The following is a 23921-nucleotide window of genomic DNA, read 5'->3' on the forward strand; positions in this document are numbered from 1 at the left end:
TGACCCAGAACACGATCCACCATCGCGAATCTCCCTGCTCCAACCTCACAACAGAATCACTGATCGGCTTCTGTGCAAAGATCTCCCAAGGGGAGAAGGCAAGAACCTACTGCAAACTCGAACCGAAATCCTCATTGTCGCGCGCCAGCGCCATTTCGGTGATGGCGATCAGGGTCTCGGCGCGTGTCTTCAGATCGGCCGCTTCGAGCAGCGCCTGTTTCTCGGCCGGCCCGTAGGGCGCCATCATCGACAGTGCGTTGACCAGCATGGCGTTTTCGGCGCGGCTGACGCTTTCCCAGTCGGCCTCCAGATCGTTAGCCTGCAGATAGGCGCGAAACGCTTTGAGCAGCGCCGGCCGGTCGATCTCGGCGTCTGCCTGCTCCTCGTCGAGATCGGCGAGAAAGGGTGCCAACCGGCACTGCCGGAACGGTGTTTTGACCGTGAGCTCCTGGACAATACGGAACCGGCACACGCCCTGCAGCGAAATCAGGTAACGGCCGTCGCCGCTCTCGGACAGCGCAATGATGCGCCCGGCGCAGCCTACATTGCAGAGCTCCGGCTCGCCGTTGGGACGCAGCGCACCGTCAAGGCTGGGCTGGATCATGCCGATCAGCCGCGGCCCGGCGATCGCCTCGTCGACCATCTGCAGATAGCGCGGCTCGAAGATGTTGAGCGGCATGCGGCCTCCCGGCAGCAGCAATGCGCCCTCAAGCGGAAAGATCGGCATGGTCGACGGTAAGTCCGCAGCGAGCCGGTAATGCGCGTTTCCCGCCTGCACCTCAATCCTCCGATCGCTTTGTCAGGAAGCGCACAAATCCGTCTCCTCCCGGCCGGCACAAGGCGCAACACCGGAAACCTGAAATCGAACGCCGTCCGAAAACCTAATCTGGCGCAGCCGCGGCCCACCGCAAGCCCGCGCGACAAAACAGTCTGCGCCGGCTCAGGAAAACAGCAGCGACGACAGTTTGCGCCGTGCCGACAGCGTTGCTTCGTCGGTCATGCCCCATGCCTCGAAGAGCTGCAGCAACTGGGTTCTGGCGCCGTCGTCGTTCCACGAGCGGTCGGCCTTGATGATCGCCAGCAGATTGTCGGCCGCCGCCATGCGATCACCCTTGGCGTTCTGGATCATGGCAAGCTCGAACCGTGCCTGGTGATCCCCGGGGTTTTCGGCCAGCCGCCGTTCCAGTTCCGCCGGATTGCCGAGCACTGCTGCTTGCGCGGCGAGCGCCATCTTGGCCCGCAGCGCGGCGAGCTGGGGCGCATCCTTCTTTGCTTCCGGCGCCCGCGCCAGCACCGCCTCGGCACCTTCGGCATCGCCGGCCTCGAACAGCAGATCGCCCAAGCCAGCGATCGCCTCGATCGTCTCCGGCGCCTGTTCCAGGATGGCATCGTAAATGTCGGCCGCCGTCTGCACGTCCCCGGCGTCGCGCGCTTCGGCGGCCGCGGCCAGCGCCTCGGCAACTTGCGGCGCACCGCCGTTCTTGCCGCCGACCTTCTGGATGAATTGCGTGATCTGGCTCTCGGGAATGGCGCCCATGAAGCCGTCGACCGGCTGGCCGTCCTTGAAGGCAATGACCGCCGGTATCGACTGGATGCCAAGCTGGCCGGCGATCGATGGATGGTCGTCGATGTTCATCTTGACCAGCTTGACCTTGCCACCGGCGGCTTTCACCGCCTTCTCCAGCAGCGGCGTCAATTGCTTGCAAGGGCCGCACCACGGCGCCCAGAAATCGACCAGCACCGGCTGGTGACGCGATTCCTGGATCACGTCGGCGGCAAATCCAGCGGTCGTTGTGTCCTTGATGACGTCGGCCGGCGCCTCCGCAAGCGCGACCTTCTCACGCGCGGCATCGGTGCCGCCATATTGCACGGTGGTGGCATACCGGCCGCCATTGCTGCCAAATGGGCCGCCAAAGGGGTTGCTATCACTCATCTCTTCGCCTTTCGGTCGCGCCGCCGGCCAAGGGACGGGCGCAACATCCTTCTTTAGAACCCGGTTTCAGTCACCCATGTGGCGATCATGCCGAGACTTTCAAGATAACAGCATCATGTCCGGTTGCCTCGACGAACTTGACCAGGTCCGCGGCAGCGATGGAAGTCGTCGCTTCGTTGGTCAGCGGGTGGGCATTGACCACCGCATGGCTCATCAGCTCCTCGTCCAACACGACCTTGATCCTTCGCTCGGTGTCGTTGATCAGCCCGAACACCGTGACCGCGCCCGGGACGACGCCGAGAAGCTGCATCAGCATCTCCGGCCGGCCGAAGGACACGCGCCCGGCAGCGCCGATCAGATGGTGTATATGCTTGAGATCGACCACCGCCTCCTCGCCGACGCTGACCAGGAAGAAATTGTCCTTCTTGTCCTTGAGGAACAGGTTCTTGGTATGGCCGCCGGCAATCTCGCCGCGCAGCGCCTGCGAATCGGCGACCGTGAACAGCGGCGGATGCCGCCGCGTCGATACCTCGATCCCGAGTCCGGCGAGAAAGGCGAAAAGTTCGGCTTCGGTCTTCGGCATCGGTCTTTCTTCTGATGGCCCGCTTTCAACGGCTTGTTCGGCTAACGCCGTTTACGGCCAATGATGCGGCCAAGACAAGCCCGTCGCGCAACGCGGGGGTGATTGCCTTGCGACGTCCCGAGGAGCGCTTGTCCGCATTGCCGACGAAGCAAAAAGCCTGCGAATTCCCTGTTGCAATCGCCGCGCTCTTCAGCCATATAGGCGCGGCTTGCGGCCCAAAAGCCGCACGAGCGGGTGTAGCTCAGGGGTAGAGCACAACCTTGCCAAGGTTGGGGTCGAGCGTTCGAATCGCTTCACCCGCTCCAGTTTCCTTGAGGGGAACCAAGCGATTAAGAGGCGCCTTTCGGGGCGCCTTTTGCTTACGTGGCGAAAAGAGTGTCCCTGCCATGAGCGATGCGCGGAAAGCCGCACTGTGACCAGCAGGTGTCACAGCTCTTCTATTCCGTTGTGCTGGCTTTTTTTCTGCGCCGAATAGTGTGCGACTGCGCGACGGCCATTTTCAACTCGGGCGTGATCTCCAACGGTGCATTCTCTGCCCCATGTTGGTTCTGTAGCCCCTGGACCTGGACGGTCGGAAATGGGAGTTCGATGCCCTGTTCCTTGAAGACCTGGCGGAGGCGTACATAAAATTTGCGTTTCATACCGAAGGCACCTCCCGGCTTGGTTGTGGCCTTGACCCTCAATACGATGCCGTATTCGCCGAACTCCTGTACGCCCTGCATCTTGATCGGGTCGAGCACCCAGTGTTTGAACTCGGGATCTTCCGCCAGTTCGAGGCCGATCCGCTTGATCAGCTTGCGAGCGAAGTCGATATCGGTGTCATAACCAACGGTGATGTTGAATTTGTCGATAACCCAGTCACGGCTCTGGTTCTGGACTGCCCCGAGTTCACCGAAAGGTATTGTGAACAGCGGACCACGATGGTGGCGCAGCTTCACCGAGCGCAGCGAAAAGCTTTCCACAGTACCCTTGTAATTGCCCGATGAAATGTATTCGCCAACACGGAACGCATCATCGAGCAGAAAAAACACGCCTGAAATGACGTCCTTGACAATGGTTTGTGCCCCAAAGCCCACGGCGACGCCGACGACGCCAGCGCCGGCGATCAATGGGCCGATCTGGATACCCAGCGAGGCGAGCATCATAAGCACCGCCATCACGATGATCGATGCGAGCAGAATATTCTGGAGGATCGGCAAGAGCGTATGCAGCCGCGCCTGCTGCGGATCGAGGATCGGGACGTCCTCGTCGCTGATCACAGGGTGCGGTGTTTCGATGCCCAGCTTTCGTTCGATCAAAGCTTTGATGATCGACCAGCCGAAGTCGGCGGCAAGGGCAATGACCACGACATTGATCAAGCCGCGCAATATGAATGTTGTCGTCGTATCACTGCCCCGCATGGATTGCATGTCCAGACCCCAGACACGTGCGAGAAGGTAAGCCGCCGCCAGGATGAAAATCATTCGGATTCCGCGATCGATGACAGCGATCGTCACCGCCGGGATCGTGGGCCGGCCGACGTCTTCCGAACCTGGCCGCAGAACGAAATTAACCCCGCGCTGCGTCACCACGATTGCCAAAGGCAGGAAGAATGCGGCGAAGGTGAACCAGAAGTATGTATAAAGGCCGGCGATACGCTGCAGGAACAGGACGACGAAATAAGCAGTCAATAGCCATGTCGCTTCCGTGTGACCGATGTGGCGCGCACCGTCTCGCTGCGTTCTTGGCCGACGCCAAATGGCGAGCAGCAGGAGCAGCAGCAGCACGAAATCGGCGACCAGTGACAGGACCGTCATTCCGTCCTGATCGATGCCGAGACCTGGCAAGAGGATAAACGCGGCGCCGAAGAAGGCGAAGACGCCGACGATCCGGGGTAGCCAATAGGACCAATGGTCAGCCGCTTCGTTGGTGATCGGCAAAGCACGAACCTCGACGGCGTTCTCGACGTTCATGAAGGAAGGGACGAGCGTGGCCATGACGTACATGCGCACACCCCATGTAACGACTGCCGCCATCAGAAATGTCAGTACAATCTCGCGGATAAGCATCGGCCAGTCGAACAACATGAACGCGCCGGCGCTGCCCAGTGCGAAAGAGACTATCAGCATGCTGGAATAAAGCAGGCGGCCACCAATCTTCTTGGCTCGCCCAACGGGCGTATCCTTCGGTTGCGCGATAATCCAAAGACGAAATGGACGGGTGAGCTTGAACGTTGCCCAAGTGAGTGCCAGGCCGGCAGCGATGAACATTGCAATCAGCACAAATACGCCGGCGGGCCCCCTGCTGGACATATCCTCCATCGTCTCTGCCCGAACGCGCGCGAACTGGCCTGGCAGCAAGGGCAAAGTTCGCACGATTCTTTCGATATGATGCCTGATCCCATCGAGCGTCGAGGATGCCATCGTATTCATCTGGCCTGGTGCGGCCACGGCGCCGGACGATGCGTCGGTCGGCGAAGCCCCTCTCTCGGCGGGCGCTCCCGTTGACCCGGCGTCCTGATTTCGCTGTTCGGCCACCCAGGCCTTCACTGACGGATCGTCGAGAAGCTCGAACAATTGTTTGACCCTTTCAGGCGGGACGGTCGCCGGCGCCTGCGCTTGCGCCTGACCAGCCAACAAAAGGGCGATCCCAAAGACGAGCGGCCTGGCAATCAGGGCAAACATCGCAGTCAGGTCTCCGAGACGCCGTGCCGGGCGCGCCAGGTTCCTGGCTCCCAATCGTCGAGTCATGAGTGGCATCGTGCTGTTAACCTTCCGATCAGATCGGCGAGCAACGACATCTATGTCCGTTGTTGCCCCACCTTGAAGAAACCGATGTTGCGGTGCAAGACGTCATCGTTCCGAGCCAGACCGCTGTGCCGGGTACGTGGCGGTGTTTATTTAGCCGCCGGGGGCAGGGCATTCCGACCTCGGCCCAGGCCTCCGGCCGTTCTATGAACTGGGCATCGACGTTAAATCTCAGGAACTGATTTCCTGAGATGACCAGGACAGACCTTTGGCGGTCACTCGGTGGTCAACTGCTTCGCGCACCGCTGCGGACATTCGAAACCATGATGTTGCTTGAGATGCAATGCGCTTCCGGGTCGGCACTGCCATGCGGCAAATCAGGCCGGGAGCCGCCACATTCGCACACGACCTGTACCACGCAATTCCGTTTCCTGGAGTGGGTCGCAAGCAAAATTTGGTCCAAGCAGTTGACGAGTTGCATCCGAAATGCGGATTTCATCGGGCTCCGCGGACGTTTGGATACGTGCGGCGAGATTAACGGTGTCGCCCCATAGGTCATAGGCAAACCGCCTTTTGCCTATGACGCCCGCCACGATTGGTCCTGAGTGAATTCCAATTCTGAGTCTTATCGGTTCTCCTGCGAAGCGTTCGCGCTTAACCGCGTTCCGCAGTTCAAGTGCATAGTGCGCAAGGGCTTCCGCATGATCGGATCGCGCGGTGGGCAGGCCAGCGACCACCATCACACAATCGCCGATTGTCTTGATCTTTTCGCAGCCGTATCGCTCCGAGAGCAGATCCGCCGCCTTGAAGAAGTAATTTAAAATAGCGAGCGTCGTCACGGCTCCGACGCTCCGCGCTCTTTCCGTAAAGCCGACGATGTCGGCAAAAAGCACACTCACCTCCGCATGGTTGTCTGCAATTTGTTCGTGCGCTTTTAGCCGCTCCGCGATCGACGCCGGAAGAATGTTGAGGAGTAGGGCTTCGGCGCGCTGGTATTCACGCGACAATCCCTCTTGGCTCGCCCTCAACGCCTCGTTTGTCGATTGTAATTTCTCGTTGAGTTGACGCTCCCTCTCTTGCAGAAGCGTCATTTCATAAGCCTTCTGTTGAAGCCGCTGCCTATTGTCGCGTTCGGCAGTGGCGTCAAGAAAGAGCAGCCACACGCAGGCATTGTCAGCAAAAAGATGGAGGTCCGCGACACGCCCGCTGGGCAGTTCGACCATGGCCATATCATATGGAAGCTCCGGGCAGGGCAACAAACCTTCCATGAATTCAAGCTGCTCGGCAACAGGCTTACCTATGCGAACTGACGAGAGTCCGTAATGGTTAACGTTACCGCCCTTCGCAGCTATGCAAAGCTGGGCGTCGATTTTCAGATATGCGACCGAGCGCTCGTTGTAGAAGAAATCGTAAATCCAGCTTTTAACTTCTCTTGGCAAGACATTCATGGTTTATTTGCTGACCATCGAAGCAAGTTGACGAAACGCATCATCAACATGTTCGCCCGAAAGCGCACTTGTTAGATAGATTTGCCATCCAAGTTGCCTCAGTTCGTCAATTTCACTATCCGATATTGCCCACCGATCGGCCAGATCGGATTTGTTGAACAGCAATACAAACGGCATAGCGCCGAATTCAGCCTCGGCCCGCTCGCGCAACGTGAGCGCAACGGCAAGAGTAGCAGCGCGTGTTCCATCGACGACAAGCACGAGCCCACTCGCACCTCGCACATAGCTGACGCGGAATGAGCCGATATCGTCTTCGCCGGCCAAATCCCACAAAATCAGATCCACGGTTTTGTCCGGGAATGCGACACTCTTCTTGTCGATTTTCACTCCCACCGTGGTCAAGTAGGTTTCTGAAAAGATGCTTTGCACAAACCTGCGAACCAGACTCGTCTTTCCGACAGCGAACCCGCCCAACATGCAGATCTTCTTTTGCAATATCCTGGGCTCCGCCTAGTGGAAGTTTACCGTAACCGAAACTCTGCGGTTGGCGGAGTTCCCGGTTCGGCTATTTTCAATCTCCGCTGGCTCAAAGGTGCCCGCGCCGCGAACCAAGAGCAACTCCGGATTGACGCCGCGCTTCTTGAGAAGCGCACGAACTGTCTCCGCGCGCGCGGCGCTGATCGACAACTTGGCCGTTTCACGGCCCGTCTCGTCCGAATGGCCGGTCAACATGAACTGTGCTGTTACGCCTGCCTTGCGGGCGTCCTCGGCCAATTCCTTCAACTGATTCGCCAATTTGTCGAGAACCGGCAGTTGCTCTGGTCCCGGTACAGCCTTGCCAGAATCGAAGAAAATGTTGACCGCTTGAATAGCCTCCCTCAAATGAGTGAGTTGCGGAGGGGTCAACTCACGCAGCTCGGAGAGTTCTAGAGAGAGTCCGTCCGCGGAGAGCTGTTGGGCGGCGACCCGCGCCCGATCTATCCAGGCGGCAGGAGCTTCACCCTGGGCAACGATGCGATCCTTGATGATCGAAAGCCGTACTGAATCCGGCGGAGTCAGCGACGCCATCAGCCGCTTCACCACGAACTTCGGATCAAGGCTTTGATAGAATTGCCACTGTGAATGAACGCGAGCAGGATCGACCCCTGTTCCGGACAGCAGAGCCTTCGGGTCGGCGGCCTGCGGGTCTCTCAGGCCGGAAATATAGAAATGTCCCCCCCTCGCCGTTTGTTGGGCGACGATGATTCCCGCTTGGGCCTCCAGTCGCGACACATAAGTCTGCCAGTGCTCCGCCGCGCGTGCCTCGGGGCTCACATCACGAACCTTGGAGATGTCGAATTCCGGTCCGCCTGCCGAGAGCTGTCGGGCCGCTGCGCGTGCGCGGTCTATCCAGATGTCGGGAGCCTCACCCTCGGCAACGATGCGATCCTTGACGATCGAAAGCCGTACTGAATCCGGCGGGGTCAGCGATACCATCAGCCGCTTCAGGACGAACTTCGGATCAAGGCTCTGATAGAATTGCCACTGCGAATGAACGCGGGCGGGATCTACCTCCGTTCCGGACAGCAGAGCCTGCGGGTCGGCGGCAAGCGGGTCTCTCAGGCCGGCAATATAGAATTGGCCATCACGCACCTTTTGTTGGGCGACGATGATTCCCGCTTGGGCCTCCAGTCGCGACACATAAGTCTGCCAGTGCTCCGCCGCGCGTGCTTCGGGGCTCACATCACGAACCCTGGAGATGTCGAATTCCGGTCCGCCTGCCGAAAGTTGTTGGGCCGCTGCGCGCGCCCGATCTATCCAGGTGTTGGGAGCCTCACCCTCGGCAACGATGCGACCATTGACGATCGAAAGTCGTACTGAATCCGGCGGAACCAGCGACGCCGTTAGCCGCTTCAATACGAACTCCGGATCAAGACTCTGATAGAATTGCCACTGTGAATGAACGCGGGCGGGATCGACCTGCGTTCCGGCCAACAGCGACTGCGGGTCGGCGGCAAGCGGGTCTCTCAGACCGGCAATATAGAATTGGCCATCACGCACCTTTTGTTCGGCAACGATGATGCCCGGCTGGGTCCCCAGTCGCGACACATAGGTCTGCCAGCGCTGCACGGATTGCCAGGAAAGAAGGAACCAACCGCCTGCCGGAATCGAAACCAGCAGGACTGCAGCCACGACCAGCCACGGAAATCCCTGGTTTGATTCCTCCTGCTTCAGTTCAACGCAGGTCTGCAACTGCGTCTCTACGCCGGCCAACTGCGAACTGTCGCCGTCAAACTGCTCTAGAGCCTGTGAGCATTCATCATGGATGCGAAGCAATACATCGCGAATTATTTCATGTAATTCCTCCGGCGGATTTCCCCGGATCACCGCAACCAAGGTCGCAAACGGTCCAACTTCCGACCAGAGACGAAGCTCTCCGAAACGAATGGTATCTAGGCCGCTCTGTTCTTTCTCGTTAAATGAGTCTTTTACAAAATCTTGAATTGCACTAAGCATAGAAGAAATGAGTTGAGGATCTTCGCTAGTTGCATTAGCGGCAGTTACATGCGCTATCAAAAGCCCGGAATTGCGATTGATTAGAAAGACGTGTTCTACACGATAAACAAGAGAATGCTTAAGAACAACTTCTGAGAAGCTTGCTCCTGTTCTCCACGCTTCAAGTCTCCACTTGAGCCCGTGCCAGGTAAATATATGTCTTAAAGTTTCATTCAACGATTGAAAGGTCTGGTCGATCTTTTCGCCGATCGACTTGCGAATAGCCGGCAGAAACACCGGGTACAATATATCCGTCAGCGTACGCGGGCTCTTCTGGATGGACCGTTGCACGGCCCTCTCGACAGCTGGCGCAAGGGCCTCTCCGAGTTGCGCATGAGGCGCACGTGCGGCTGCACTGGGGAGAACGCTCCCCACTGCAGCCGCAAGCTGCTCGGGTTCGTCGAGCAGGTGCGTAACTCGTGAAAGCTCCGAAATTTCGCGGCCGACCAGCAACTGGCGCAGCGTTTCCATGCGAGGGTCGGCGGTTGGGATTCCGTCGAGACGCGCACGATAGTCCGGATCAACGTTCCGGGCAATTTCGATCAAAAGGCGAGCCAGCGCCTCGCGATCAATCTCTGTATCGTTCGAAGCTGCTCTTTGAGGGAGGCTGATTGGGTCGACAGTCGACGTCAAGTTCCGATCAACTCACTTTCCAGGTACGCTCCGAGTTGTTCTTGCTGCCGACGGGATCCTGATTTAGACATTTTGCAACCTCAACAAACAGGCCAGCCAAAAGATTTCGGTCGGTCTTGACATTGCCAAGATCGGAAAACATTTTCTCCATCAGCATCTGAATGCTTTCATTCTTTTGCTTGATTTCCTCACGCAGCAAATGATCGTTTCGATTTATCCGGTCCGCAACTTCCCGCTCAAGCTCGCTCAACTGATCCGACAACGCGCGCACCTGCTTTTCGAGCGCCTGATTTTGCTCGCGAAGATTCCGATCAATCTCCTTATCGGCGTCGGCTCGCGCGTCTTTTTCGTTCCGCAATTGCGCCGCAAGCGAGTCAACCTGCTTCTTTGCATTTGACTCGTACATTTCAAGATTGCGCTTGGCCTCGGATTCGACATCCTTGAAGCGCTGCAAGACCCGTTCTTCAAGCTTGGAAAAGCGGCGGTCATAGTCCTGCATCTGGTTGCCGAACAGCAGATCACGTATCTTGTCGACACCTACAGCGTCGCCGGGGGCTCCGCTCTCGCGAGCCTGGCCCGCCATGAAGGTCAGCCCGCTTCCGTCTGCATTACTTATCAGATTTGCGTCCGCTTTATTTGCCGAAGAAGCGGTACTCGAAGATTCCTTGGCCATCCCATGCCCCTTCTTTTGAACATTGCCACAGCGCTAATTTAGCAACTGGTAAACTTGCCAGTAAAATTGTCGACCCGCAAGCCGGAATCTTCGCGGCTTAAGTCGGTTCGAACGTCCCCATTCGGGTAGATTTCGACATGCGGCTCGATCCGGATCAGCTCGCGCTCGCGTCTTCGCCCGCGATCATCTTTATGCAGATGAAATGCGAGAGCGGAGATGCCCTGGCGCATCGACCCCAGCTCCAAGCCGTCGGGCATGCGCGCTGCCATTCAGCCTGTGTTCAAGTCTTTTTTGCCCGCCTCCAATTCGCCCTTATCTTGACAGGGCAGTGCTGCCAGCCGATGCCGTCATCCGGTTTTGACATTTGCCAACTCTTGCCGAAGAAAACGAAAGCTCGATGATCCAGGATGCTACCGCAGGGCGGTGTGGTACCGATGCTCAATGCCGAGCAAACCGTCGGCACAATGCGTGCCGGCATCCGCCGGCAGACCTGCCAGATACTGGATATAGTGGTGATGGACGATGGGTCGACGGACTGATCGGCGTCGATTGTGACGGCCTACGCCGAGAAAGATCAACACATCTTGTTCTACCTCGAACCAGGCGCGGGTAAGACGGCGTGGCGCATGATCCCTTGGTTTCAATCGTGGTTCCTGCGCACAACGCGGAGGTAACGCTGGCGCGCTCACTCGATTGCCTTCTTGATCAGGAAATAGTGGATTGGGAGGCGATCATCGTCGACGACGCCTCCACGGACCGCACCCCTGCGATCATCGCCGGTTATGTAGAGCACGATGCCCGATTTCGGATGTTGAGCTCTTGCGCGCATAGCCCCGCCGGCGCGCGCAATAGCGGGATTTCGAAGGCGCGCGGCCACTGGCTCATGTTTCTGGATGCGGACGATTGGGTGGATGCCAGCTTCCTTGCCAAAATGCTGGCCGCACTGAAATCCGCTCCCGATGCAGTGGCTGCCTATTGCGGTTCCCGACGCGTGATGCCCGATGGCGAACTCACGGCGTCGAGCATCGCAACGGAGGTTGCGATTCAACCCTTCGAAACGTTCGCCCGCCGGTGTGCCGTCCGCACTCACGCGCTGCTGGTCGATCGGGAGATAATTGTCGAGTTGGGCGGTTTCGACGTGTCGCTGCGCACCTGCGAGGACTGGGATCTGTGGCAGCGCCTCGCACGTCTAGGCAAAAATTGGGTGATGGTCGACGAGCCGCTCGCTTTCTATCGGGCCAGCCCCAACGCGCTCAGCCGCAATTCGGCGCAGATGCTGGCAGATGGCGAAGTCGTGATCGCTCGCGGCTTTTCCGCCGATCCCAGGGTCAAACACCCGCCATCGGCTCACGCCAATGGAGCGACCGACGCGAACGGCCACACCGCTTCAGAAGCACTCGCGTGGTTCGCGTTGTGGAACGCCGCATCGGATTGCGGCTGCGGCTCGCGCTCGATCAACCCGCAGTCCCTGCGCGCGCTCCCAGCAGGACGTAAGTGGGCGCGTGAGATCGCCAAGGTGGCCGTCGATGGCCTTATGGTAGGAAGCCTGTCGGTGCCAGCGCAATTGGCTGCCAGGTGGGACAGGTTCGGCGCTTCCCTCACCGAGTTGATCCTCGAACTCGGCAAGGTCTGGAATAATCCGGACGCGGCTCGCCGCGTGCAGTATCACTTTGAGCAAATGCTGCTCGATGTCGACGATCTTGCCGCGCCGCGCAGGCTGGCGCGGACACTTGGAATTCGTGTCGACGTGCGAAATCCGGCCTCGATCGAAGTACCGAAAGGAATCGATCAAATCTATGCCCATCTGATGATGGATGGCCAGATCGAGGCTCTCGTGCAGTTCGGCGTACTCGGGAGAGTGACGAGGCGTCATTGGATTGAATTGATCCTGAATTTCCTGCCCTCTGAGCGGCCTATGCACAGTGCCGCGCGACTTGCGAGGCGATCGCCTGTAGATGCACCGCAAAAGGGCGCCGGTGCCGACAAGTCAAACATGTCTGCAGCCGAGGCATTGTTGTCCATGGCGGGACGCCGGTCTGATCAGGACAGCCATTTCGGCAAACTTGCGGGATTGGCCGCGGAAGCGCAGGCGCTGGTTCGGTCGAGCGCCGAAACTAAAGAGCCTTTTGCAGCGCCGCGCCGTGCACGGGCCGCGGATGGGCGCGACAATGACCGCACATCTTTCTGGAATCGCCATTTTGCGATCGAGGATCCCTGGAACTACGGTTCGCCCTATGAGCAGGAAAAATATGAGCGGCAGCTCGAAATTCTGCCTGCCGGTCCCATCGGACGGGCGCTTGAGCTGGCCTGCGCGGAGGGCCACTTCACGCGGCAGCTGGCGCCGCGCGTGGGCCATTTGACCGCAACTGACATCTCCGCCGTAGCCGTCGGGCGGGCGGGCGCGCGATGCAGTGATCAGCCGAACGTTGAGTTCGGCGTACTGGATTTTTCTGCGGACACGCTGCCGGGCGAGATGGATCTGATCGTCTGTTCGGAAGTGCTCTACTACCTGGACGATCTCACCGAGTTGCGGCGCATCGCCAAAAAACTTGTTGAGGCGTTGGCGCCTGGTGGCAGTTTCATCAGCGCACACGCATTCGTGCTACGAGACAATGTTGAAAGGACGGGCTTCGACTGGAACACATTCGGTGCACAAGCGATCTCACAGACGCTGGCAGCGACCCACGGCCTCGTTCTCGAGCAATCGATCCAGACCGAGCTCTACCGCATAGACCGCTTCCGCCGCCTGTCACCAGGCGACGTGGCGACGGAACCGACGATAGATCATGTGCCAATCCGCGCCCCCATCGAAATCGGAGTCGCGCGAAATATCGTCTGGGGCGGGGCGCGGGCCTTGCGCCGCGACGTCGCACATAGCGAGCGGCGGCAGCGTATCCCTGTCCTCATGTATCACAGTGTCTCCGATCAAGGTCCGGCCGCGCTCGCCCGTTTTCGGCTCGCGCCCGCCGCATTCGCCAGCCAAATGACATGGCTGCGCGCCAATGGCTTTCACGCGATTAGCTCCGAGCAGCTGGAATGGTTCATCGCCAACCGTCAGCCTTTCGTTGGCCGCCCAGTGCTCATCACCTTCGATGACGGCTTCCAGAACTTTGCCGACCATGCCTGGCCGGCCTTGCGCGCGAACGACCTGACTGCGGAAGTGTTCCTGGTGACGGACTTGGTGGGTGAAAGTGCACAGTGGGACGCCTACAGCGGCCCGCCGACGCAGCTTATGGACGCCGGGACGGTGCGACGCCTCGCCGGCGAAGGTGCGTTCTTCGGAAGCCATCTGGCGACGCATCGCGCGATCGATGGTCTGTCGAGCTCTGACTTGGCCGCCGAGCTCCTGCGCTCTCGTATGTTCATCGAACGGTGGACCGGTCGGCCAACCGCGGCGTTCGCGGCACCCTTCTCTGTCACCGACCGACGGCTTGGCAGGCTGGCCAAGGAGTGCGGCTATCGAATCGGCTTCGGCGGCAGACACGGACCGGCGGACCTCGATTGCGATCCCATCGACCTTCCGCGCATCGAGATTCGTGGGGATCGTTCGCTCGATGACTTTGTTGCCGTTGTCGAGGCCGTGCTCGCATGAACCGTGAACTTGTCAGTGTCTAGATTCGTAACAAATTGGTTCCGCTTTTTATTCCGTGTCCCGCCCGCTTACCTCGTTCGCAAGTCTATTGGGCGACTTGCGATACGGCTGACATCAGCTCCTGCGGGCTTGGCGCCCCAAACATGTATCGCCCACCCTCTGGAACCTCCGTGAAGCTCCAGCGGACGATCCCCTGCCGGTCCAGCAGGAACTGACCGACCAATTGTCCGTGTCCCGTTGCTAGCATCTGCTCGTCGGCTTCGGTCAGCTCGTAATGGTCCCTCTTGTTGAGCATTTCACTGGCCGCAAGAGGATCCATAGGACCGGGCAACTCGCCTGGTATGTCGACCCGCATATCCTTTGCCGCTGCCATCGAGACCTTGTACGGCCAGTTCGTCTCGTTTTGGGTGAATTCGAGATTGGGCAGTCCAAAAGCACGATGTGAAGCGCGTTCAGGATCGGAGGCCGCAAGCAGATTCGGCATCGGATGGTAGCGGAAATAGAGACGCGCCCGTTCGATCGGCGTGTTGACCACCGTCAGGCTCTCCACGCCCCTTTCGCGCAGCTCCGGATCAAGCCGCGCCTGGGCGGCGATATGGCGCCGGCAAAACGCGCAATGCAGACCTCGAAACAGGCCGACCAGCACCGGTTTTTGGCCGCGAAAATCGTCAAGCGCGATCTTGCCTTCCTGGGTAATGGCGTCGAGTACCACGTTTGGCGCACGGTCGCCCGGTTGAAGCGGCACCAAGTCACTACGCGCGGACATTTCCAACCTCCAACCCCGGCTAGTCGAGAAAAGGCAGCACCACAAGCGCTTCCGGGTCGAGCCCGTGCTGGGCGCATATACCCTGCGCCAGGGAAAAGTAGCGTTCGGCCTCGGCCAGATTGTCGAGATCGAGATTAAGCGTTGCGAGACCATCATAACACGGAAACAGCAGTTGGGGTTCGCCCGTTTCGCGAGCTACGTCCAGTGCTTCGTGGAACAACCCAACCGCCAGGTCCGGACGGCCGTTGCACTGGTGGATTTGCCCAAGCACGATCAAAGGCACCGGCAGGTGCTCGCGCTGGTCGAGCGCCCGGTCGATCTCGATGGCCTTCTCGGCAGCGGGTACGCCCTCCGTTGGACAGCGATCCGTGAAAGTACAACAAGCGACCGCCAGATTGGCGAGGAGGCGCGCCTGGAAACCCAAATCACCAATACGGCGCGCCACTTCAAGACCGCGCCGACAGACCTCCATCGCCTTTGCGGGATCGATGGTCGTGTAAAGCACGCCGAGATTGGTGTAGCCGCGGCAGGCCGCGCCCAGCAGACCGGCGGCTTCGGCCAATTCAATGCTACGCTCAACCTGACGCACGGCCTCACGGTTTCGCCCAAGGCGAGCCAGCGCGACAGCCTTGGTATTGAGTGCCTCGGCGGTCACAAGAGTGGCATCACACCTTATCTCGGAGACATGCTCCGTTGTCAGTGTGCCTACGCAATCCAGCGCCGCGTCTGCCCATTTTGCCGCGAGAGCGTGATCTCCGCTACGGAACGCCTGTCGGCCACGTTCTTGCCACAGATGCGCCTGCTCGATCGGGGCATCCGCTCCATCGAGGAGCGCTGCCGCCTCAGCATAGCGGGGTTCTGCCTTGTCCCGCTTGCCGACATCCCAGAGTAGCCGACCGATCTTACGCAAAACTCGCGCCGAGGCGACGCGATTGGCTGACTCGCGGTATGCCTGCAACACCGTCTCATAGTGGTGGTGCGCGATCTCGCGGCGGCCTGCCGGGCCGCTCAAATCGGCAATGCGCTCTGCAATTGCCAGTTTGAGCGGTGTTTGCCCGATCGCGCCCAACGCAGTCAGTGCTCGCTCGTAGAAACGAAGGGCGTCGTCGTTGGCATATATCATGCGAGCGCGATCGCCTGCCGCCTGCAGGTAATGCGCGCCCTTCTCCCGCTCGGCGCTCTGTGCAAAATGATGACCGAGCACGGTCAAATCCTCGAGCCGTTCCGGCTCGTCGCCGCACAGTTGCTCCAAGGCAGCACCGATCCGCCCGTGGATTTCGGTCCGGCGTTGCAGGAGCAGATTCTGGTAGATCACGTCCTGCAGCAATGTTTGCGTAAAGCGGTAGCTTTGAGACGAGACCGAGCCTGATCCGGCAACTTCCTCGATGATTTCCGCATCGCAAAGCAGTTCGCAGCCGGCTTCGAGCCGGCCGGGGTCGGCTGTCACGGTTTTCAGAAGTGTGGCATCGAAGCGCGGGCCGATTACCGCGGCCTCCTGGGCCAACCGGCGCACCTCTTGGGGCAGCCGGTCGACGCGAGCAAGCAACATTGCCTGGATAGTGGCGGGGATGCCGGTTGCGACTTCGCCTGCCACAGTCCGCCATCGCTGGCCCTCTCGCACCAGTACACCGCGATCGATAAGGCCGCGAACGATTTCCTCTACAAAAAGGGGGTTGCCGCCCGCGCGCTCGAGGATCTGGTCGAGAAGCCCTCCCGCGGAGCTTACCCAGCTCTCGCCGAAAAGCGCTGCCAGCAGGCTGCGTCCGTCATCATTGTTGAGTGGCGGAAGCCTGAGCGCTGTGTGACTGACCCGACTTGAGTCGAGCTGGTCGTTGTCCGGCGCCGGACGATGCGTGACCAGCAACATCAACCGCGTGCGTTCCAACCTGTCCATCACGAAACGTAGTGCCTCGAGCGACACGGCGTCGGCCCAGTGCAGGTCTTCGACGACAATCAATAGCGGCGACAACGCAAGCCGCCGTTCGATGATTGTGCGGACTGCGTAGAGAATTTGCCGCCGCAGCTGCTCGGGCTCGACATGCTGCAAGGTGGCATCGGGGTCGCCAAGGCCAAGCACATGGTAGAGCAAAGGCATCAGCCGCTTCGCCTCCTCGCCCTGCAGGCCGAGATCGGCAAGCAAGCCTGCGAGCTTCCCCCGCATTTCGTCCCCATTGTCGTTTTGCATCATCCCGGCAGCGCTGCGCACCACTGCGCCCAAGGCGCCAAAAGATTGTTCACCCAGCGGTGAGCACGTGGCCTGCCGCACGGCGACGTTGCGAAAACGCTCGTCGTCGCCGACGCGGGCGACGAACTCACTCACCAGCCGCGATTTCCCGATGCCGGCTTCTCCGACGAGGCGGACAAGTTGGGCCGAGCCGCCGCACGCCTGGTCAAGGCTCGCCATCATTCTATTGAGCTCCGCACCACGACCTATTAGCGGCGCACTGAGGCCGAGCGCCTCGAGCCCGCGCGCTGCACGCGGCACCGCTAGCGGTGCGTCCAGTCGATGAACGAGCACGCTGCCAGCCTTGCCGCGAAACACGACATCACCCAGCGACTCATAAGAGAAGGCATGCCGGGTCAGCCTGTGAGTGAGCTCGCCTACCAGCACCTCACCCGGTGCGGCCAGCGATTGCAGGCGTTGCGCCGTATTCACTGTGTCGCCGGTCACGGAATAGGATCTGGCGGTGCCGATGCCCAATCCGCCAGTAACGACCGGACCAGTGTTTATGCCGATGTGGAGTAACAGAGGCGAGCCGGAGTGGGGGGTGCTTTCGCCGAGCCGCGCCGTCCGGGCGATCATGTCGAGAGCGGCACGAAGCGCGCGTTCCGGATCGTCCTCATGCGCGACCGGCGCACCGAACAAAGCGAGCAGCGCATCGCCGATGAATTTGTCGACGAACCCACCAAAGTTTCGCACGGCCGCCGTCAATTCCTTGAACAGTTTGTTCTGCAGCGCTTGCATGACCTCGGGGTCGAGCTGCTCGCTGAGTGTCGTAAAGCCGCAAAGGTCGGCGAACAGGACCGTTACCGTCCGGCGATCGGCGTCAGAGACGGGATGCAGCCCTTCTTCGCTTTCGATGTTCGGAAGCAGCGACGGAGTTCGAGAAGGCGACACAATGGTCCGGCTTGGTGCCGGAGCAGGCCGTTCGACGGCTTTTGCGGGCGCACCGACGCTTGCCCCGCATTTCGGACAGAACTCGAAATCAGGTGCGCAGGTGTAGCCGCAACTGGCGCATGGCACGGGCTGGCGCCTGCCACACCTCGGACAGAAGGCGTAACCGCCCTCAATCTCGAAACCGCAGCCCGAGCAGTCCATCGAACAAGACCTCACTAGTGGCCGTGACGGCGTGATCTCGCTCGCACTTCACGGCCAGGCTATTCACAAGGATGCACCGATAGCCGTCGGCGGGCAAGCGGCAGCGGGCGATCCGTGTGGGTCCGGTGGCAGACCGCTACCCATGACCTCTGATGCAACGGCTGGCTCGCAAACGCTGTCACCGACGTCTCGCGCGCGTTTCTGGCCGCCAGCTACGGTCATCTGGGCCGCTTCGCCGAGGCCCGCGCGCCATGGCAGGAGGTGCTTCGCGTCAATCGCGACTATTCGCTGGATACCGCTACAAAGTCTTGGTCTGCCACAAGAACCGGTCGATTTCGAACACGTGGTGGATGGGCTCCGCAAGGGCGGTGTGGTGCAATGACAGGTGAGGCCTGTGCGGCGGGGTCAGACGCCAGAGGCTCCCCGATGGATCGCCGTCGCTTGCGGTTGCGAATTAGGCTCAGGTCGGCTTGATCTCTGCCTGGCCGATCTTGCGCCATCTGGCGTTTTCGCGAACCAGTTTCAGGTCGTCGGTCGTCTCGGCAAATGTCCGCAATCGGTATTGCCGGAGCAGGTCCGGGAAGAGCGCTCCTTCCGGCAGGACGGCAAGCTGCTCGCGGACTGAGATCTTTTCATCGATGACCCGCATGCCCCAGGCATTTTCCCGAACCTGCAGTTCCGCGGCCAGATCGCGCTCTTCCGGCACGTTTTCGTCCAGCACGGCCAGGAGGATCGAGTGGAAAAGCGCTACATAGCCAATCTGTCTCAGGCCGCCCACGACCCGCACGCGCGGCAATATGGCAAGGACGAGGAACGTCAGGAACAAGTTCGGCAGCAGCACGCCGTCCAGCAGCGCCTGCCTGAGATACGGCCGCTCGAACGGGATGGAAAGACCTTGCGGCCTGTCGGGCTCGATCAGGTGCCCGTTCTCGAGAACGAGCTTGCGCACGCGCTCCTCGCGGATGCCCCAGAAATAGTCCGTGGCATTGGGCAGGAATCTGCCAAATGGGCTCGATGCGGCCTCTTGCCAGGCATGTTCGAGACGCTGGCGTCTTGCGGGTTCAATCAGCAGCCTGGAAAGAAGGCTGCCGTCATATTCTAGATGCCGCGCCATGGCAGCCGCGGCGACTCGATCATCGACGAAAACCGGCAGGGCCATGCCGGCACGATCCCAATTGGCGACCAGATCCTCATTCAGTTCAGTCAGCGCATCGGCGGCGGTTTCAAACACCTTGTCCCGGCTGGCAAGCAGTGTGCCCAGCCAGCGGCTGGCATCCGTTTCATCGCCCACCGCTTCGAGCGCGCGCTTGTTGATGGAGACGGGACCGGCCACGCAGGCGCTTTTGCGGCACAGTTTGTGGCGCCCCATGCCAAACAGGTTGACCTTGTCGTCGCCGACATCGAGCCATCCCGGCCCCTCCCGGCCAACTGTCTCCATGGTCATCGTCGTTCCCATGAAGCCGACGAAGGCCGACAGCCCGTTTTCGACCGCGCCGAGCCAGGCAAGCAGAAGGGCATCGAAGGTGATCCGGTCCATCAGAAGCAAGCAGTGCAGGCCGGACTGAATCACCGGTCTGTGCTCGAACTCGTCGAGGGCTTTGCCGATCTCCTCAGGCTGCATGATCCTACCGAGGCGCTGATGCAGGACTTCGCGCAGGATCGAGCGGGCAGCGATCGCCGGGCCCGATGCAGGCCTTGCCACCGGCCGCCACAGATGGCGGGCGTAATCGGAAACCGGTGCATTCCAGTTCTGCTCGATGTCGCGCACGACCTCCGGGCAGAGCAGCGACAGCACAGCCAGAATTTCCCGCGGAGGGGTAGGGGTTGGATCAAAGACGGCGGTCATTGGTCCCGTCTAGCCGCTTGCGGTGTAAACGCCAAGCGAGACCAGACTTGCTGGATGCGGCCGGCCCACATAGATCGTCAATTCGATCAAGGTGGTGTGAGACGAAATGACCGTATCCTACGCAGTTCTCCTTGAGCAATCCCCTGTTCGCTGCCTCGGCACGAATTGTCAGATTGGCCAAACAGCTAAGGCAAACAGCGGATCTTAGAACCGCAGCCGGGCCATGCTCAGGAGGTCGTGGTACTGCCCGTCGGTAAAGCCGGCCTTCACATGCCGGCCTTCGATCTCAAAGCCGTGGCTCTTATAGAGACGGAGGGCCGCTTCGTTGTCGGCATAGACGGTCAATTCGACTCGCTTCAGGGCGCGCCAGTTGTCGGCCACGTCAAGCAGCGCGCCAAGTATGGCAGAGCCGATACCTTTGCCGACAAAGGCATCGTCAAGGCCGATATTGATCTCGCCGATGTGCGAACGGCGCGGTGAACCTTGCACGACCAGGCTGCCATGGCCGACGACCTTGCCGTCCAGCTCGGCAACGATCCAGGTGGTTTCCGGGCCGGACTTGGCAATGCGCCGCGCCACCTGCTCCACCATCTCGAAAGGCATCCTGAGCGTGCCCCAGCGGAAGCCCGGCATGTTGAAGATAGCGCAAAGCGCCTCCGCATCGCTTGACCGGACGGACCGCAGCAGCGGCTGGATTTTCTCGGCGGGTGGCGAGGTCGTGCTGGTCATGGCGTTCCCGGCGAAGGCAATCGGCCCGGTACGATGCACCGGACGCCACCTGAAAATCCAGCCGTCTCTGACCTATGATACCGATTGCGGGCTAAAAATACCGGGAGGCAGCGTAGAGTTTGAACACGCCGCTGATGCCTATCCAGCCGAAAAGGGCGAGCCAGCACAATGTCCCGGTCGCCGTCCAGTCGATCCGGTGCACCGCAGCGTCGGTGATGACGACGCCGAGGATGGCAAGCAGGCCAACCAGAAACTGCGCCAACCCGATCACCAGCAGTTCCTCGCGCGGCGCGCTTCTCCAGACGAGATATATACCGCCCGCACCGGCGAGGAAGATGGCGCTGTAGACCTGAGCGTGGAAGGCATCGATCGGCCATGGCCAGATGCCACTGAATGTCAGGGGAAACAGCAACAGGCCGACGCCATAGAGCCCAAGGATCGCGGATTCCGCCGGCATGTAGCCGCGCCATGCGGGATTTAAGGTCACGCCTTTTGCGGAAGGACGGGCCCTGGCCCGCCACAGGAACAGCCCGGATAGCGCGGCCGAAGCAAGATAGACCAAAAACCACAGCCAAGGCGCTTTGCGCTCGAAGTTGAAATAGCCGAGATTGATGAACGAAGCCACCGACACGATGACGGTGAAGATGAAGGCCATGACGAGCACGAGCCTGCCGGGCGACCAGCGATTCCAGACCAGCAGTGCCGCCATCACGACCATTTCGGCGGTGTAGAAGCCACCGAGGAAGCGCGCATTGAACGGCGTGACGGCCCAAGGCCAGCCCGGTTTCACCAGCGCAGGCATGAAAAACAGGCCGGCGCCTACGATCAGGACGACGATGACCCCCGCAGAAAAAAGGCGCAGGACCGCGGGAAATGGCGGATTGTCTGATGTCGGCATGGAAGAAAATCCCAAAGATGAATGCTCCATGGACCATCATAGTGCTGCTTGCGGCCGGTTAAAATCCGCCGAATGGAAATTGAACGGTCACCAGGCTTATCCATTCGAATGGCCGTACGGTCCGTTTCGAAGTAAGATGGAACACTCGGACCAAAGATCGGTCCGGTCAAAACGCCTCGAGGTGCATTTTCCGGAGCCTGCACGATGAACGAAGCTCAGGATCTATTCTCACTTCTGCGACAATCGGCCGATGTCGATCCGCAGGCGATTGACGCGATGAAGCGAACCATCGCGGAGGGCGAGGACCGCGAACTTTGCCGCATCAATGCGCCAGCCTTCGCCAGCAAGCATGACCTCGACGAGGAGCGCGCAATAGGCGCCTTTCTCCATGCGGCGCGGGTGGGCATCTTCGACATTTCCTGGAATGTTCTGTGCCCCGGCTGCGGCGGTGTGCTCGACACCAACGCCACGCTGAAAACCCTGCAAAAGGACGAATACACCTGCGCGCTGTGCTCCGAGGGCTATTCACCGACTCTCGACGAGATGGTCGAGGTGACATTCACCGTCAGTCCCCGCGTGCGCAGGATTGCCGCACACAATCCACACGAACTGCCGGTGGCGGAATATTTCCGCCAGATCTACTGGGCGTCCGGCGTCGATCTGCCGGAAGAGGATTTCGTGAAAAAGCTGGAAGCGTTCTCGCTGGAGGATATCGAGCTTGCGCCCGGTGAAAAGGCGGTTCTGACCATACAGCTTCCGTCTGAATTCATCATCGTCTTCGAGCCGGTCACCCATTCAGCGCAGTTCATCGACGGGAAGGGCGAACCAACAAAGGAGCGCCGGAGCCTCTCTTTGGCCTTCGACCGCGACCATGTCCAGAACCAGACGCTGGAGATGCAACCCGGCCCGTTGCGCATTTCGCTGGAAAACCGGACCGACACCCGCGTGCTGCCGACAGTCTTCATCGCCGGCCAGACATTGCATGATTTCCTGGGCAAACGCCGGCCCTTCCTGACCGCCAAGCGCCTGCTCACCAACCAGACGTTCCGCGATCTCTATCGCACGGATACACTCGACATCAACCAGCGCCTGAAGATCACCAGCCTGACGTTCCTGTTCACCGACCTGCGCGGATCGACCGAGCTTTACGAGCGGGTGGGCGACCTTTCAGCCTTCGATCTCGTGCGCGAGCATTTCCAGGTTCTGCACGAGATCGTCACGGCGGAGGCAGGCGCGGTGGTGAAGACGATCGGTGATGCGGTGATGGCGACCTTCGCGACGCCTGATCGTGCGATTGCTGCAGCCCTCAGGATGCGCGATGCCATGCGTACGCTCAACGACAAGAGCGGCCGCGAGGATCTGCTGCTCAAGATCGGAGTCCATGCCGGCCCCTGCATCGCCGTGTCGATGAATGAGCGACAGGACTATTTCGGCCAGACGGTCAACATTGCTTCGCGGGTGCAGAACCTTGCCAACGCACAGGCGATCTTCGCCACTCGAGCGGTGGTCGACGACAATCTCACCGCCGATCTCTTACATAGGAACGCGCTGACGCCCGTGCCCCACGAGGTCTCGCTGCGAGGCATTGACCGGGAGATAGCAGTATACACGATCCCCTGAAGGCTTGGCCCCTGAAGAGTTGGCTCGTCCCGGCCCCTCACACGCGCCTACAGATAAAATAACGATCGGCGGCAATCGAAGGTGGCGGCGAGAGGCGTTGCAACTGCGGGTGATCGAGCGGCGTGCCGCTGACCGCGATGCCGCCGACGCGAAGCAGGCGCGCGGTCAGATCGGGAAGCCAGGTAGAGGTCACTGCATCGCGATCTTCATAGCCGGTGCCGATGTCGGCATGAACAAGAGCGGCGTCGATGCCAATGAACCTGCTCGCCGTCTCGCGTATTTCGCCGAGCACGAGGTTTTCAGCTTCGGGAATTGAGCTGGCGTGTGCGGCAAGTGCGCGATCGAACGCTACGATCCGGCGTCCGGGCAGGCGCTCGCGCAGATGGTGGAACGTCCGGCCATTGCCGAGGCCGAGCTCGAGCACGGGGCCCTCCATCTTCGCAACCTCGGCGCAGACATGATCGAGTATGTCGCGCTGTGCGGTCATCCTCCGGATGAAACTGTCAAGGCGACTCATGTGCGATTGTATGTCCAGAACCAGTTCACGAAATCAACTGCCCCCGACCAGAGCGTTTCGCGGCTGAAACCCAGGCCGACGAGCTAAACCCCGATCGAGTCTT

The 23921-nt window shown here is 60.2% G+C and carries 18 protein-coding genes, 1 tRNA gene and 1 pseudogene; 5 read left to right on the forward strand and 15 right to left on the reverse strand.

What is annotated here, in order from left to right; genetic code table 11:
- Nucleotides 1–106: 106 nt before the first annotated feature.
- The 3 genes from NKH04_RS24400 to NKH04_RS24410 all read right to left on the reverse strand — a co-directional run bounded on the left by NKH04_RS24400 (nt 107) and on the right by NKH04_RS24410 (nt 2516).
- Nucleotides 107–778 carry an LON peptidase substrate-binding domain-containing protein gene (locus NKH04_RS24400; RefSeq protein WP_352450238.1) on the reverse strand — a complete coding sequence of 224 codons (672 nt, stop codon included), beginning with the start codon at nt 776–778 and terminating at the stop codon, nt 107–109.
- 162 nt (nt 779–940) lie between these two features.
- Nucleotides 941–1933, reverse strand: a complete 993-nt coding sequence (gene trxA / locus NKH04_RS24405; RefSeq protein WP_352458335.1) for a thioredoxin — start codon at nt 1931–1933, stop codon at nt 941–943.
- Nucleotides 1934–2018: 85 nt separating this feature from the next.
- On the reverse strand, nt 2019–2516 hold the full coding sequence (locus tag NKH04_RS24410) for a prolyl-tRNA synthetase associated domain-containing protein (protein ID WP_352834859.1): 498 nt from the start codon (nt 2514–2516) through the stop codon (nt 2019–2021).
- Between the two features lie 230 nt (nt 2517–2746).
- Here NKH04_RS24410 and NKH04_RS24415 point away from each other — a divergent pair.
- Nucleotides 2747–2821: transfer RNA gene (locus tag NKH04_RS24415), tRNA-Gly, on the forward strand.
- A gap of 132 nt (nt 2822–2953) precedes the next feature.
- On the opposite strand, the gene NKH04_RS24420 is transcribed toward NKH04_RS24415, so the two are convergent.
- The 6 genes from NKH04_RS24420 to NKH04_RS24445 all read right to left on the reverse strand — a co-directional run bounded on the left by NKH04_RS24420 (nt 2954) and on the right by NKH04_RS24445 (nt 10800).
- Nucleotides 2954–5179: a mechanosensitive ion channel family protein gene (locus tag NKH04_RS24420; RefSeq protein WP_352834861.1), complete on the reverse strand. Its 2226-nt coding sequence runs from the start codon at nt 5177–5179 to the stop codon at nt 2954–2956.
- A gap of 440 nt (nt 5180–5619) precedes the next feature.
- A complete protein-coding gene (locus NKH04_RS24425) occupies nt 5620–6690 on the reverse strand; it encodes an adenylate/guanylate cyclase domain-containing protein (RefSeq protein ID WP_352834864.1) in 1071 nt (356 codons plus the stop codon).
- A 3-nt stretch (nt 6691–6693) separates the two neighbouring features.
- Nucleotides 6694–7185, reverse strand: a complete 492-nt coding sequence (locus tag NKH04_RS24430; RefSeq protein ID WP_254818889.1) for a Rab family GTPase — start codon at nt 7183–7185, stop codon at nt 6694–6696.
- 15 nt (nt 7186–7200) lie between these two features.
- Nucleotides 7201–9858 carry an OmpA family protein gene (locus tag NKH04_RS24435; protein ID WP_352834867.1) on the reverse strand — a complete coding sequence of 886 codons (2658 nt, stop codon included), beginning with the start codon at nt 9856–9858 and terminating at the stop codon, nt 7201–7203.
- Nucleotides 9859–9865: 7 nt separating this feature from the next.
- Nucleotides 9866–10531 (reverse strand): DUF3450 domain-containing protein, encoded by a 666-nt coding sequence (locus NKH04_RS24440; RefSeq protein ID WP_352470876.1) that lies wholly within the window; start codon nt 10529–10531, stop codon nt 9866–9868.
- A 38-nt stretch (nt 10532–10569) separates the two neighbouring features.
- Entirely contained in the window at nt 10570–10800 is a 231-nt protein-coding gene (locus tag NKH04_RS24445; RefSeq protein ID WP_352470877.1) for a hypothetical protein, read from the reverse strand.
- A gap of 138 nt (nt 10801–10938) precedes the next feature.
- Between NKH04_RS24445 and NKH04_RS24450 the strand changes: the two genes are divergently transcribed.
- Both NKH04_RS24450 and NKH04_RS24455 read left to right on the forward strand, forming a co-directional pair.
- Complete coding sequence (locus NKH04_RS24450) at nt 10939–11070, forward strand: glycosyltransferase (RefSeq protein ID WP_352470878.1); 132 nt, start codon at nt 10939–10941, stop codon at nt 11068–11070.
- 80 nt (nt 11071–11150) lie between these two features.
- Nucleotides 11151–14123 (forward strand): trifunctional glycosyltransferase/class I SAM-dependent methyltransferase/polysaccharide deacetylase, encoded by a 2973-nt coding sequence (locus NKH04_RS24455; RefSeq protein ID WP_352873908.1) that lies wholly within the window; start codon nt 11151–11153, stop codon nt 14121–14123.
- An 85-nt stretch (nt 14124–14208) separates the two neighbouring features.
- Here NKH04_RS24455 and NKH04_RS24460 read toward each other — a convergent pair whose 3' ends face one another.
- Nucleotides 14209–14889 (reverse strand): peroxiredoxin-like family protein, encoded by a 681-nt coding sequence (locus NKH04_RS24460; RefSeq protein ID WP_352470916.1) that lies wholly within the window; start codon nt 14887–14889, stop codon nt 14209–14211.
- Between the two features lie 19 nt (nt 14890–14908).
- A complete protein-coding gene (locus tag NKH04_RS24465) occupies nt 14909–18208 on the reverse strand; it encodes an adenylate/guanylate cyclase domain-containing protein (RefSeq protein ID WP_352820744.1) in 3300 nt (1099 codons plus the stop codon).
- Nucleotides 18209–18379: 171 nt separating this feature from the next.
- Here NKH04_RS24465 and NKH04_RS24470 point away from each other — a divergent pair.
- Nucleotides 18380–18590 (forward strand): annotated as a pseudogene (locus tag NKH04_RS24470) (adenylate/guanylate cyclase domain-containing protein); the annotation flags it as partial.
- A gap of 78 nt (nt 18591–18668) precedes the next feature.
- Here NKH04_RS24470 and NKH04_RS24475 read toward each other — a convergent pair.
- From NKH04_RS24475 to NKH04_RS24485, 3 genes are all read right to left on the reverse strand, one after another.
- Nucleotides 18669–20054, reverse strand: coding sequence for a hypothetical protein (locus tag NKH04_RS24475; protein WP_352500817.1), 1386 nt, complete (start codon nt 20052–20054; stop codon nt 18669–18671).
- A gap of 204 nt (nt 20055–20258) precedes the next feature.
- Nucleotides 20259–20783: a GNAT family N-acetyltransferase gene (locus tag NKH04_RS24480; protein ID WP_352470882.1), complete on the reverse strand. Its 525-nt coding sequence runs from the start codon at nt 20781–20783 to the stop codon at nt 20259–20261.
- 91 nt (nt 20784–20874) lie between these two features.
- Entirely contained in the window at nt 20875–21681 is an 807-nt protein-coding gene (locus NKH04_RS24485; RefSeq protein WP_352834874.1) for a hypothetical protein, read from the reverse strand.
- A 204-nt stretch (nt 21682–21885) separates the two neighbouring features.
- On the opposite strand from NKH04_RS24485, the gene NKH04_RS24490 reads away from it, so the two are divergent.
- Nucleotides 21886–23301, forward strand: coding sequence for an adenylate/guanylate cyclase domain-containing protein (locus NKH04_RS24490; protein ID WP_352614639.1), 1416 nt, complete (start codon nt 21886–21888; stop codon nt 23299–23301).
- Between the two features lie 37 nt (nt 23302–23338).
- On the opposite strand, the gene NKH04_RS24495 is transcribed toward NKH04_RS24490, so the two are convergent.
- Nucleotides 23339–23818: a class I SAM-dependent methyltransferase gene (locus NKH04_RS24495; protein WP_352541938.1), complete on the reverse strand. Its 480-nt coding sequence runs from the start codon at nt 23816–23818 to the stop codon at nt 23339–23341.
- Nucleotides 23819–23921 lie beyond the last annotated feature (103 nt).

Source organism: Mesorhizobium sp. M1365 (assembly GCF_040317865.1).
Lineage (GTDB): Bacteria > Pseudomonadota > Alphaproteobacteria > Rhizobiales > Rhizobiaceae > Mesorhizobium.

Bases quoted from the DNA above. Each gene is read 5' to 3' on its own strand.
- NKH04_RS24465 (WP_352820744.1), bottom strand. From the start codon at position 18,208: ATGGACTGCTCGGGCTGCGGTTTCGAGATTGAGGGCGGTTACGCCTTC.
- NKH04_RS24485 (WP_352834874.1), bottom strand. From the start codon at position 21,681: ATGCCGACATCAGACAATCCGCCATTTCCCGCGGTCCTGCGCCTTTTT.
- NKH04_RS24495 (WP_352541938.1), bottom strand. From the start codon at position 23,818: ATGAGTCGCCTTGACAGTTTCATCCGGAGGATGACCGCACAGCGCGAC.
- NKH04_RS24480 (WP_352470882.1), bottom strand. From the start codon at position 20,783: ATGACCAGCACGACCTCGCCACCCGCCGAGAAAATCCAGCCGCTGCTG.
- NKH04_RS24420 (WP_352834861.1), bottom strand. From the start codon at position 5,179: ATGTTTGCCCTGATTGCCAGGCCGCTCGTCTTTGGGATCGCCCTTTTG.
- trxA (WP_352458335.1), bottom strand. From the start codon at position 1,933: ATGAGTGATAGCAACCCCTTTGGCGGCCCATTTGGCAGCAATGGCGGC.
- NKH04_RS24440 (WP_352470876.1), bottom strand. From the start codon at position 10,531: ATGGCCAAGGAATCTTCGAGTACCGCTTCTTCGGCAAATAAAGCGGAC.
- NKH04_RS24445 (WP_352470877.1), bottom strand. From the start codon at position 10,800: ATGGCAGCGCGCATGCCCGACGGCTTGGAGCTGGGGTCGATGCGCCAG.
- NKH04_RS24425 (WP_352834864.1), bottom strand. From the start codon at position 6,690: ATGAATGTCTTGCCAAGAGAAGTTAAAAGCTGGATTTACGATTTCTTC.
- NKH04_RS24460 (WP_352470916.1), bottom strand. From the start codon at position 14,889: ATGTCCGCGCGTAGTGACTTGGTGCCGCTTCAACCGGGCGACCGTGCG.
- NKH04_RS24490 (WP_352614639.1), top strand. From the start codon at position 21,886: ATGAACGAAGCTCAGGATCTATTCTCACTTCTGCGACAATCGGCCGAT.
- NKH04_RS24475 (WP_352500817.1), bottom strand. From the start codon at position 20,054: ATGACCGCCGTCTTTGATCCAACCCCTACCCCTCCGCGGGAAATTCTG.
- NKH04_RS24450 (WP_352470878.1), top strand. From the start codon at position 10,939: ATGCTACCGCAGGGCGGTGTGGTACCGATGCTCAATGCCGAGCAAACC.
- NKH04_RS24410 (WP_352834859.1), bottom strand. From the start codon at position 2,516: ATGCCGAAGACCGAAGCCGAACTTTTCGCCTTTCTCGCCGGACTCGGG.